This is a genomic window from Streptomyces sp. NPDC048352, from assembly GCF_040651895.1.
In the GTDB taxonomy this organism is placed as follows: Bacteria; Actinomycetota; Actinomycetes; order Streptomycetales; family Streptomycetaceae; genus Streptomyces.
Map to the genome: position 1 here is coordinate 1 of NZ_JBEZKZ010000127.1, position 11534 is coordinate 11534.

Annotated in this window: 10 protein-coding genes and 1 pseudogene; 4 read left to right on the plus strand and 7 right to left on the minus strand. The window is 69.0% G+C overall.

Annotation, left to right across the window (positions count from 1 at the left end; translation table 11 throughout):
* Nucleotides 1-120: 120 nt before the first annotated feature.
* From AB0D45_RS33750 to AB0D45_RS33775, 6 genes are all read right to left on the minus strand, one after another.
* Entirely contained in the window at nucleotides 121-1524 is a 1404-nt protein-coding gene (locus tag AB0D45_RS33750) for an 8-oxoguanine deaminase (protein ID WP_362466319.1), read from the minus strand.
* A gap of 189 nt (nucleotides 1525-1713) precedes the next feature.
* The gene (gene pucL / locus AB0D45_RS33755) at nucleotides 1714-2637 is read right to left on the minus strand and encodes a factor-independent urate hydroxylase (RefSeq protein WP_361609206.1); all 924 of its coding nucleotides are present in this window, start codon (nucleotides 2635-2637) and stop codon (nucleotides 1714-1716) included.
* A 1-nt stretch (nucleotide 2638) separates the two neighbouring features.
* On the minus strand, nucleotides 2639-3028 hold the full coding sequence (gene uraH, locus AB0D45_RS33760; RefSeq protein ID WP_007267387.1) for a hydroxyisourate hydrolase: 390 nt from the start codon (nucleotides 3026-3028) through the stop codon (nucleotides 2639-2641).
* 2 nt (nucleotides 3029-3030) lie between these two features.
* Nucleotides 3031-3546, minus strand: a complete 516-nt coding sequence (uraD, locus tag AB0D45_RS33765; protein ID WP_361609208.1) for a 2-oxo-4-hydroxy-4-carboxy-5-ureidoimidazoline decarboxylase — start codon at nucleotides 3544-3546, stop codon at nucleotides 3031-3033.
* Nucleotides 3547-3693: 147 nt separating this feature from the next.
* The gene (locus AB0D45_RS33770; RefSeq protein ID WP_361609210.1) at nucleotides 3694-4098 is read right to left on the minus strand and encodes a helix-turn-helix domain-containing protein; all 405 of its coding nucleotides are present in this window, start codon (nucleotides 4096-4098) and stop codon (nucleotides 3694-3696) included.
* Entirely contained in the window at nucleotides 4095-4346 is a 252-nt protein-coding gene (locus AB0D45_RS33775; RefSeq protein WP_361609212.1) for a thiamine-binding protein, read from the minus strand. Before AB0D45_RS33775 ends, AB0D45_RS33770 begins: the two co-directional genes overlap by 4 nt.
* Before the next feature lie 125 nt (nucleotides 4347-4471).
* Here AB0D45_RS33775 and AB0D45_RS33780 point away from each other — a divergent pair, with 125 nt between their 5' ends.
* The 3 genes from AB0D45_RS33780 to AB0D45_RS33790 all read left to right on the plus strand — a co-directional run bounded on the left by AB0D45_RS33780 (nucleotide 4472) and on the right by AB0D45_RS33790 (nucleotide 7957).
* Nucleotides 4472-5305, plus strand: a complete 834-nt coding sequence (locus AB0D45_RS33780) for a TIM barrel protein (protein ID WP_362466324.1) — start codon at nucleotides 4472-4474, stop codon at nucleotides 5303-5305.
* Nucleotides 5306-5380: 75 nt separating this feature from the next.
* Nucleotides 5381-6271: a 2-hydroxy-3-oxopropionate reductase gene (locus AB0D45_RS33785; protein ID WP_361609216.1), complete on the plus strand. Its 891-nt coding sequence runs from the start codon at nucleotides 5381-5383 to the stop codon at nucleotides 6269-6271.
* Nucleotides 6272-6499: 228 nt separating this feature from the next.
* Nucleotides 6500-7957 (plus strand): catalase, encoded by a 1458-nt coding sequence (locus tag AB0D45_RS33790; protein ID WP_361609218.1) that lies wholly within the window; start codon nucleotides 6500-6502, stop codon nucleotides 7955-7957.
* Between the two features lie 1110 nt (nucleotides 7958-9067).
* On the opposite strand, the gene gcl is transcribed toward AB0D45_RS33790, so the two are convergent.
* On the minus strand, nucleotides 9068-10846 hold the full coding sequence (gcl, locus tag AB0D45_RS33795; RefSeq protein WP_361604861.1) for a glyoxylate carboligase: 1779 nt from the start codon (nucleotides 10844-10846) through the stop codon (nucleotides 9068-9070).
* Nucleotides 10847-11122: 276 nt separating this feature from the next.
* On the opposite strand from gcl, the pseudogene AB0D45_RS33800 reads away from it, so the two are divergent.
* Nucleotides 11123-11534, plus strand: a pseudogene (locus AB0D45_RS33800) (hypothetical protein); the annotation flags it as partial.

The window sequence follows — 11534 nt, forward strand, 5'->3', positions numbered from 1 at the left end:
GGCCGGGGCGGCGGGGGGGGGGGGGCGGGCCGCGCCCCCCCCGCGGCCCCGCGCCCGCCGGCCGGGGGCCGTCCCCCCCGGCCGGACTCCTGGGGTTCCCCCCAGCGGTCGCTGGGCGGATCAGCCCTGCGCGGTGATGCGCGCGAGGCGCTGGGCCTCTTCCCGCGTGGACACGGCGATCGCGTCCTCGTCGGCGAAGAGCAGCCGGTTGTTCTCCACGATCTGCTTGCCGTTGACGAACGAGGCCGTCACCGGGGCCGCCGCGCCGAAGACCAGCGCGGTGACCGGGTCGGCGATCGAGGAGTGCAGGAAGGTGCTCAGGTTCCACAGCACCAGGTCGGCGCACTTGCCGACCTCGAGCGAGCCGATGTTGTCGGCACGGCCGAGGACCTGGGCGCCGCCGTAGGTGCCGAGTCGCAGCGACTGGCGGGCGTTGAGCGCGGCCTCGCGGTGGACCGGGTTCAGGCGGTTGATCAGCAGCGCGTTGCGCAGCTCGGTGTGCAGCTCACCGGACTCGTTGGAGGCGGTGCCGTCGACGCCGAGGCCGACCGGGACACCCGCCTTCAGCATGTCGGGCACCCGGGCGATGCCGGCGGCCAGCCGGGCGTTGGAGGAGGGGCAGTGCGCCACACCGGTCTTGGTACGGGCGAAGGCGGCGATGTCGGAGTCGTTCATGTGGACGCTGTGCGCCATCCACACGTCCTCGCCGAGCCAGCCGGTCGACTCGAAGTAGTCGGTCGGCCCCATGCCGAAGAGCTCGTGGCAGAACTTCTCCTCCTCGACCGTCTCGCTGCCGTGGGTGTGCATGCGCACACCGAGGCGGCGGGCCAGCTCGGCGCCCTGCTTCAGCAGCTCGGTGGAGACCGAGAAGGGGGAGCACGGGGCGACGGCGACCTGCGTCATCGCGTCGAAGGAGGCGTCGTGGTACTTCTTGACGGTCGCCTCGGTGTCGGCCAGGGCGCCCTCGAGGGTCTCGACGGCGTGGTCCGGGGGCAGGCCGCCGTCCTTCTCGCTGCGGTCCATGGAGCCGCGGGCGAGGGTGAAGCGGACGCCCATCTCGGACGCGGCGCGGATGATCGCGCCGGAGAGGTCGCCGGAGTTCCTGGGGTAGACGTAGTGGTGGTCCATCGCGGTGGTGACACCGCCGCGGGCCATCGCGGCCAGGGAGCCCTGGGCCGCGGAGTACGCCATCTGCTCGTCGATGCGCGCCCACGTCGGGTACAGCGCGACGAGCCAGTTGAAGAGGTTGTGGTCGGTGGCCAGGCCGCGCGTGATCCACTGGTAGAAGTGGTGGTGCGTGTTGACCAGACCGGGAGTCACGAGGTGCCCGGTGCCGTCGATGCGGCGGACGACGTTCTCGAGGTTCTCGGGGGCTTTGCCCGCGCCGATGGACTCGATCTTGTTGCCGGCGATGACGATGTGACCCGAGGCGTACTCGGTGTCGTTCGCGTCGACGGTCGCGATCGCACAGTTCGCGATGACGATGCGCTCTACTGCGCCGTCAAGGGCTGCCGATGCTGCCATGGGACTTCCTCGTGCTTTCAGTGGCGGTGCGGGCACGGCAAAACCCAGGGGATTTGAGTGCCGGAGCCGGGGGCCTTGACAGCTGACAGTACTGCCGCCCCGTGTGTTGCGTCCGGGTGCCGATTCAGGAAGCTGGGGGGTGTCGCGCCCCGGGGCCACTGCGGAGCCCCGGGACGCGCGCGCCGTGCTTTAGAGGTTGGTCATGTCCACGGGGATACGGGCGTCGGCGCCGTCGCGGAGGACCGTCGCCTCGATCAGACCGTACGGGCGGTCCGCGGCGAAGTAGACCTCGTTGTCGTTCTTGAGGCCGAAGGGCTCCAGGTCGACGAGGAAGTGGTGCTTGTTCGGGAGCGAGAAGCGGACCTCGTCGATCTCCGAACGGTGGTTGATGATGCGCGAACCCATCTGGTACAGGGTCTGCTGCAGCGACAGGGAGTAGGTCTCCGCGAAGGCCTGGAGCATGTGCTTCTTGGTCTCGGCGTAGGACTTCTCCCAGTTGGGCATCCGCTGCTCGTCGTCGGTCCAGTTGAAGCGCCAGCGGCCCGACACCTGGGTGGCCAGGATGCGGTCGTACGCCTCCTGCAGGGTCGTGTACTTGTCCTTCACGTAACCCCAGAACTCCGAGTTGGTGGAGTTCATGACGATCAGGTCCTTGAGGCCGGAGACGACCTCCCAGTTCTGGCCGTCGTAGGTGATCTGGGTGACGCGGGTCTCCATGCCCTTGCGGACGAAGGAGTGGTTCACCTCGTCGGAGCCGATGAACTTGGAGTTGGCGTCCGAGGTGGCGATCCGGTCCCAGGCGTACTCCTCGATCCGGATGCGCGCGCGCTGGATCGGCTCCTGGCTGTTCACGAACCAGCGGGCCAGGTGGATGCCGAACTGCTCGGCGGACTCGATGCCGTACTCCTTGGCGAACGCGTACACCGTGTTCTTGGTGGTGTCCGTCGGAAGGACGTTGGCGTTCGAGCCGGAGTAGTGGACGTCGTCCATGTCGCCGGAGAGGGCGACCGAGACGTTCAGGTCCTTGATGTGGTGGGTGTCGCCGTCCCGCGTGATCTTGACGACGCGGTTCTCTGCCTTGCCGTACTGGTTCTGGCCCAGAATCGTGGCCATGCTAGCTCCCTCGGTAAACGGAGTAGCCGAACGGGTTGAGCAGCAGCGGTACGTGGTAGTGCTCGCCCGGGTTCACCGCGAAGGTGATCGTTACCTCGGGGAAGAACGCACCGCTGTCCCTTACGCGGGGGGCGTCCTGCTGCGCCTCGGCTTGCTTCTTCGAAAAGTACGTCTCGGTCTCGAAGTCGAGACGCACGTGTGTGGTGCCCTCCGGCAGGGCCGGCAGGTCCTTGCAGCGCCCGTCGGCGTCGGTGGCGCTGCCGCCCAGGGCCGCCCACTCGCCGTCCAGGCCCGCGCGGGCCGACAGGGAGATGGCGACGCCCTCGGCGGGGCGGCCGATGCTGGTGTCCAGGATGTGGGTGGACACCGACGCGGTGGTCTCGGTGCTCATGGTCACTCTCCTTCTGCGAGTTCGACGAGTCGGGTCAGGCGGATCCGGTTGATCTTCACCAGTTCGCCGCGGGCGATCTCCCGCTCCTGCTCCGGCGAATTGTCGATCCGGACCTTGACCGCGTCCCGCATGAACTCACCGGTCGCACCGGTGGCACAGATGAGGAAGACGTGGCCGAACTTCTCCTGGTACGCCAGGTTCAGTTCGAGGAGCTCGTTCTTGAGCTCCTCCGAGGCACCGGCCATGCCGCGCTGCTCGCGGGCGGAGGTCGGGTCTCCCGGCTTCGGGCGGCCGATCGGCGCGTGGCCTCCCATCGCCTCGGCCAGGTCCTGCGCGGTGAGCTCCGCCATGGCGGTCTCGTTCGCGGCGAAGAGGGCTTCGGCGGTGGCGAAGGGGCGCTGGGCGAGCATCTTGCTCCCCCACGCGGCGCTGGCGCACACCTCGTGCAGCTCGGCCGTGGCCGCGCTGTCGTCCAAGGCGTTGAACCGGGTGAGACCCGGGGTCGGACTCGAAGTCACGGTAGGCCTCCGTGGCCTGTTGTTGCTTTGACGGGCTGCGCATAGCTAACGCCCTCGGCCACACGGCGTCAACACTTTGTTGAAACTTCCCGTACACAAAAGCCGCCGCCCGGGTGAATCGGGCGGCGGCTCGTCACGCGGGGTGAATCAGCCCTCACTCTTGGCTGGCTTGCCGGGCCTCGTCTGGGAGGCGGCGTCCCGGTTCAGGTAGTTGTACACCGTAAAGCGGCTCACCCCGAGGGCGCCCGCGACCGTCTCCACGCCGTGCCGCACGGAGAAGGCGCCCCGCGCCTCCAGTATGCGCACCACGTCCTGCTTGGCCTTCCGGTCGAGCTGTGCGAGCGGTACGCCGTGCCGGCGCTCCAGCGCCGCGAGGATGTGGTCCAGCGAGTCGGACAGCTGGGGCAGGCGTACGGCCAGCAGGTCCTGACCCTCCCAGGCGAGCACGACGTCGTCGGGCTGCGCCAGGGCGGGATCCATCATCTCGCCGCCCATCGCGTCCACCAGCGGCTTGACCGCGGTGACGAAGGGGTGATCGCGGGGCTCGGTCATGCGGTGTCCTCCCCGATCACATTGACCTGGAGCGAGACACGCGTCGCGCCGGCCTCCAGCGAATCGCGCAGCAGCGCGGCCACGGCGGTCAGCACCCGGTCGGACTCGCCCTCCGCGGTGTTGCCGAACGGGCCGACGTCCACCGCGTCCAGCTGGGCCTTCTGGATGATCTCGCGGGCTGCCACGGCATGGGCGGGGGCCTCTTCGAGGTCGAAGGGCTCGGTCGTGAACTCAACTCTCAATCGCACGCCGTCAAGCTACCCGGCGGTCGGCAGATTTCGGGAGTCCGCACTTGACAAGTGCGCCGCTCGGCTTGCAGTCTTCCATCAAGCAGAAAATAACTTCCGCAATACGGAAGGAGCGCACACCCCTCATGGGATACTCGGACCAGCGCTTCGATGTGAACCTGTCGATCCTCTTCACGGAACTCCCGCTCCTGGAGCGCCCTGCGGCCGCGGCCGCGGCGGGCTTCACCGCGGTCGAGCTGTGGTGGCCCTGGATCGAGACCCCCACCCCCGCTCAGGAGGAGCTCGACGCCCTCAAGAAAGCCCTTGAGGACGCCGGCACCCAGCTGGTGGGCCTGAACTTCTACGCCGGCCAGCTGCCGGGCCCGGACCGCGGCGCGGTATCGGTCCCCGGTGAGGAGTCGGACCGCTTCAACGCCAACATCAACGTGGCGGCGGACTTCGCCGCTTCGGTGGGCTGCAAGGCGCTCAACGCCCTGTACGGCAACCGCGTCGAAGGCGTGGACCCGGCCGTCCAGGACGAGCTGGCCCTGAAGAACCTGGTCGTCGCGGCGCAGGCCGCCGACCGCGTGGGTGCGATCCTCCTGATCGAGACCCTCAACAAGCCCGAGTCGCCGCTCTACCCCCTGGTGAGCGCCCCGTCCGCGATCGAGGTCGTGGACAAGGTGAACGAGGCGACCGGTCTGGGGAACGCCAAGTTCCTGCTCGACCTGTACCACCTGGCGATGAACGATGAGGACCTCTCCGAGGTCATCGAAAAGTACGCCGCCAAGACCGGCCACGTCCAGATCGCGGACAAGCCGGGCCGGGGTGCCCCGGGCACGGGTGAGCTGCCCCTCGAGGACCTCCTCGACCAGCTCAAGAAGGCCGGCTACCAGGGCTTTGTCGGCCTGGAGTACAAGGCCGCCGACGCCGCCGCCTCCTTCGAGTGGCTGCCGGCCGAGGCCCGCGCCGCCAAGTAAGAGGACAAAGTCCGGGCGAACGCCCAGGCACCTGTCGCACTTTTCGTACCAATGCATTAAGAGAAGGACCTCATCATGAGCAACCTCCCCAAGATTGCGTGGATCGGCCTCGGCATCATGGGCTCCCCCATGTCCGAGAACCTGCTGAAGGCCGGCTACTCGGTCACCGGCTTCACCCTGGAGCAGGACAAGCTGGAGCGCCTGGCCGCCGCCGGCGGCGCCGCCGCGGGCTCGATCGCCGAGGCCGTCAAGGACGCCGACGTGATCATCACGATGGTGCCCGCCTCCCCGCAGGTCGAGGCGATCAACTACGGCCCCGAGGGCATCCTCGAGAACGCCAAGTCCGGCGCGCTGATCATCGACATGTCGTCGATCACCCCGCAGACCTCGGTCGACCTCGCCAAGAACGCCGCCGAGAAGGGCATCCGCGTCATCGACGCCCCGGTGTCCGGCGGCGAGGCCGGCGCGATCGAGGCCGTCCTGTCGATCATGGTGGGTGGCGAGCAGGCCGACTTCGACGCGGCCCTGCCGATCCTCGAGGCCCTCGGCAAGACCATCGTCCTGTGCGGCCCGCACGGCTCCGGCCAGACGGTGAAGGCCGCCAACCAGCTCATCGTCGCGGTGAACATCCAGGCGTGCGCCGAGGCTGTCGTCTTCCTCGAGAAGTCGGGCGTGAACCTCCAGGCCGCCCTGGACGTCCTCAACGGCGGTCTGGCCGGCTCCACGGTCCTGACCCGCAAGAAGGACAACTTCCTGAACCGCGACTTCAAGCCCGGTTTCCGGATCGACCTGCACCACAAGGACATGGGCATCGTCACCGACGCCGCCCGCAACGTCGGTGCGGCCCTGCCGGTCGGCGCGGTCGTCGCCCAGCTGGTCGCCTCGCTGCGCGCCCAGGGTGACGGCGGCCTGGACCACTCCGCCCTGCTGCGCGCGGTCGAGCGCCTCTCCGGCGCCCAGATCTGATCCCCCGCGGCCCGCTGCCCCGGGCCGCCCCTCCCCCACCAGGGGGTCCGAGTTTCCGGATGGTGCCGGTGCTGACACCTGTCCTGTCGCGCCCAAGCGCCGGCACCGTCCGGATCACCTCTTTTATTGTTTTCAACAAACTGTTGACGTCGCGTTCACGCCGAATTTAGGCTGTTCCGCATGACGGAAGACGATTTCCGTCAGCAGTTTCCCGTACGGAAGGTCACCATGTCGAAGCGCACGCTGACGACCGAGTCCGGCGCCCCGGTCGCCGACAACCAGAACTCCGCCACCGCCGGCGTCGGTGGCCCGCTCCTGATCCAGGACCAGCAGCTCCTGGAGAAGCTCGCCCGCTTCAACCGCGAGCGCATCCCGGAGCGCGTGGTGCACGCCCGCGGCTCGGCCGCGTACGGCTACTTCGAGGTGACCGACGACGTCACCGCGTACACCAGCGCGGCGTTCCTGAACACGGTCGGCAAGAAGACCGAGACCTTCCTGCGGTTCTCCACCGTCGCCGACTCGCTCGGCGGCGCGGACGCGGTCCGCGACCCGCGCGGCTTCGCCCTGAAGTTCTACACCGAAGAGGGCAACTACGACCTCGTCGGCAACAACACCCCGGTGTTCTTCATCAAGGACCCGATCAAGTTCCCCGACTTCATCCACTCCCAGAAGCGCGACCCCTTCACGGGCAAGCAGGAGCCGGACAACGTCTGGGACTTCTGGGCGCACGCCCCCGAGGCGACGCACCAGATCACCTGGCTGATGGGTGACCGCGGCATACCGGCGTCCTACCGCCACATGAACGGCTACGGCTCCCACACCTACCAGTGGACCAACGCCCAGGGCGAGGCCTTCTTCGTCAAGTACCACTTCAAGACGAACCAGGGCATCCGCTGCCTGTCGGCCGAGCAGGCCGCCGAGCTCGTCGGCAAGGACGCCAACTCGCACCAGACCGACCTGCTCCAGGCGATCGAGCGCGGCGTGAACCCGAGCTGGACCCTCTACGTCCAGATCATGCCGGCCGCCGAGGCCGCGGACTACCGCTTCAACCCGTTCGACCTCACCAAGGTGTGGCCGCACGCCGACTACCCGCTGCAGCGCGTGGGCCGCCTGGTCCTCGACCGCAACCCGGACAACGTCTTCGCCGAGGTCGAGCAGTCCGCGTTCTCCCCGAACAACTTCGTCCCGGGCATCACCGCCTCGCCGGACAAGATGCTCCAGGGCCGCCTCTTCGCGTACGCCGACGCCCAGCGCTACCGCCTCGGTGTGAACCACACCCAGCTGCCGGTCAACGCCCCGAAGGCGACGAAGGCCGACAACTACGGCCGCGACGGCGTCATGGCGCTGCGCAACGGCTCGCGCCACGACAAGAACTACGAGCCCAACTCGTACCAGGGCCCGGCCGAGACCGGTCTGGCGCTGGGCGCCCCGAAGGCCGTCTCCGGCTACACGGGCACCCACGAGGCCCCGGCCCACACCAAGGACGACGACTTCTTCCAGGCCGGTGAGCTCTACCGCCTGATGTCGGAGGCCGAGAAGCAGCGTCTGGTGGCGAACATCGCCGGCGGCCTGTCTCAGGTCACCCTCGAGGACGTCATCGAGAAGAACCTGGCTCACTTCCACGCCGCGGACGCCGACTACGGCCGCCGCGTCGAGGAGGCCGTCCGCGCCCTGCGCGACGCCTGAGCCGAAAAGCTGCACCGGGGGCCTGACGGGAGGTCAGGTTCCGGGTGCCGAGCCCGCACCGCGGACCCGGATGAGGGGTGGTACGCGGTGGGGGCAGGACGAGGACCGTGGCGGGCGTGCGAGCCAGTGCGGTGGTAATGGGTTCCGAGGCCCGTCTCTTGACCTGAGGGAGACGACGCCGGAGTTCTCGTCGCCGACCGCCACGGTCCCAGCCACTCCTCGCGTACAGGGGCCACGCACAGAGTCCCCTGTACGAGGAGGAGACCCTTTGACTCCGCCCGGTGGTGCGAACGTCCTGTCGCGCCAGCCTCGCACCGTCGGGCGGTCAGACCAGAGCGCCGAGTCACGGACGGTCCCGTGACTCGGCGCTTTGTCGCGTACCCGCGGGCGGGTGGCCGGGGGGCCGCTACCCGCACGGAATGGCGATCAGATCCTTCTGCGGTGCACCCGAGCGCGCCAGATCGCTACGCGCCGCCCACGGCTTGGCGTCCGACGGCCGTCTGGGGCTGATACCCGCACCACACGTCGATCAGGAGCCCGTTCGGCAGCGACGGCCGCCCCCGATCCCCACGTGCTTCTCCCGGCGGGCGTCTGTGGGGTCCCAAGACCACTCTCATCAACGTGTGGTGCAGGTAGCAGCCCCAGAGGGGCGTCGGACGCTGCGACATGGCGCTTCGGGGCCCCAGGCCGATCAGGCCGGCGTGCGGTGGGGGTGGCCGGGCCCCCGGCCCCGATCGCGGCTTCTGAGGGCCCGGAAGGCCGATGGCTGGGCCCGGTCTCTCGTCTCTTCTCTGAGAGACCCGCCCCGCCCCCCTGAACCGTGCCGTTCTTTCGGGGGTTTCCCGGCAGTCTTTCGGCTTTCCGGGGCGGGTCGGTCGGTCAAGGGTGGCCGAAGGCCATCGCGTAGCGACGCGAACGAAGTGAGCGCCCTTGACGGGCCGGCACGAACCGGAAGGACGATGGGACTGACGGGAAACCCCCGACCCTCCCTGAGGCCGCCCCAGGGGCCCCCGCCCCCGCAAACCCCCGCCCCGCCCCGCCCCGGCAACGCCAAACGGCCCCCGCCCCTCCCTTCTCGGGAGGAGCGGGGGCCGCTGCGTACGGTGGGGATCAGGCCTGGAGGGCCTTGATCGCGGTCGGGGCGTGGCCCGGCTCGGTCGCGAGCTCTTCGAACTCGGTGACGTCGCTCATGTCGACCGTCTTGCTCATCGCGATGTTGGTGACGCGCTCCAGGATGGCCTCGACCACGACCGGGACCTGGTGCTCGACGGCCAGCTTCTTGGCCTGCTCGAACGCCTCGCCCAGCTTCTCCGGGTCGGTGACGCGGATCGCCTTGACGCCCAGGCCCTCGGCGACCTTGACGTGGTCGACGCCGTAGACGCCGATCTCCGGGGTGTTGATGTTCTCGAACTCGAGGTTGACCTCGAAGTTGATGCCGAGGCCGCCCTGCGCCTGGCGGATCAGGCCCAGGTAGGCGTTGTTCACGAGGACGTGGACGTAGGGGACCTTGTGCTGGGCGGCGACCGCCAGCTCCTCGATCATGAACTGGAAGTCGTAGTCGCCGGACAGGGCGACGATCGGGGTCTGCGGGTCCGCGGTGGCGGCACCGATGGCGGCCGGGATGGTCCAGCCGAGCGGGCCGGCCTGGCCGCAGTTGATCCAGTGGCGCGGCTTGTAGACGTGCAGGAACTGCGCGGCCGCGATCTGGGAGAGGCCGATGGTGGTGACGTAGCGGGTCTCCGGGCCGAAGACCTTGTTCATCTCCTCGTAGACGCGCTGCGGCTTCATGGGGATGTTCTCGAAGTGCGTACGGCGCTGCAGGGTGGCCTTGCGCTCCTGCGCGGAGGCGGCCCAGGCGGAGAAGTCGGGCAGCTTGCCCTCGGCCTTGAGCTCCTTGGCGACCTCGATGAAGAGCTCGAGGGCGACCTTGGCGTCGGAGGCGATGCCGAAGTCCGGGGCGAAGATCTTGCCCAGCTGGGTGGGCTCGATGTCGACGTGGACGAACTTGCGGCCCTTGGTGTAGGCCTCGAGGTTGTAACCGGTGTGACGGTTGGCCCAGCGGTTGCCGATGCCGAAGACGAAGTCCGACTCGAGGAACGTCGCGTTGCCGTAGCGGTGGGCGGTCTGCACACCGACCATGCCGGCGGCCAGCTCGTGGTCGTCCGGGATGGTGCCCCAGCCCATCAGGGTGGAGATGACCGGGACGCCCGTCAGCTCGGCGAACTCGACCAGCAGGTCGGAGGCGTCGGCGTTGATGATGCCGCCACCGGCGACGATCAGCGGGCGCTCCGACTCCAGCAGGAACCGGATGGCCTTCTCGGCCTGGGCGCGGCTGGCCTGCGGCTTGTAGACCGGCAGCGGCTGGTAGGTCTCGGGGTCGAACTCGATCTCCGTCAGCTGGACGTCGATCGGCAGGTCGATCAGGACCGGGCCGGGACGGCCGGAGCGCATCAGGTGGAAGGCCTGCTGGAAGACACCGGGGACCTGCGCGGCCTCCAGGACCGTGGTGGCGGCCTTGGTGACGGGCTTGGCGATGGAGGCGATGTCGACGGCCTGGAAGTCCTCCTTGTGGAGCTTCGAGACCGGAGCCTGACCGGTGATGCACAGGATCGGGATCGAGTCCGCGATGGCGGAGTACAGGCCGGTGATCATGTCGGTGCCGGCCGGGCCCGAGGTACCGATGCAGACGCCGATGTTGCCCGCCTTGGCGCGGGTGTAGCCCTCGGCCATGTGCGAGGCGCCCTCGACGTGGCGGGCCAGCGTGTGCGCGATGCCGCCCACGTTCTTGAGCTCGCGGTAGAACGGGTTGATCGCAGCACCGGGCACGCCGAACGCTTGTTCGACACCCTCGAGCTTGAGGATCTCAACTGCGGCAGCGGCGGCTGTCATACGAGGCATCAGGTTCTCCTGCGGGTCTGGCGGTCAGACTTTTCCGTCATCCGGAATTATTGTTCTGCTATACGGAACAAGCTAAGGCGCGTCTTCGCGCTCGTCAAGGCGGTAAGGCACCCCGGAACCCACCAAAAGCCGCATCGCGTTCGGCGAGTTGTACAAATGCCCGGGGGCGGGGGCCGGATCGGCGTGAATCCGTCGGTCCGCCTCGCCCGGCGGTCGCCGGTGGTGGAGCATGGACCCACGCACAGCGACGGAGGGGGTCCAGGTCTCATGGCGGAAGCGGTACCGGTGCGCTGCCCCTCGTGCCGGCGGGAGAACGGCTACAGCGTCCCCGTCTATCCCTGCGCCTGCGGGAGTCCCGTCGCGCCGCCCCTGGATCTGGTGGCGCCGGCCGTTCCGATCACCCACCGCAACTGGTCCGACGCCTGGGTGACGGTGCGCTGCGGGGTCTGCGGGCGCGACAGCGACTGGCCGCACCCCGAGGTGGGCTGCGGCTCCTGCGGGCTGGTCGTACGGGTGCCGGTGCATCCGGCGGGGTCGGCGGAGGCGGTGGGCCCGCCCGGGGCGGGCGGATCCGGTGGCGGCCCGGCCGGCCGGCCGGGCACGGGCGTGGGGGACGGGGCAGGGGACGGGGCGCCGCCGGTGCAGCCGCCGTCGGCGGGGTCGTCTCCGGCCGAGCCGG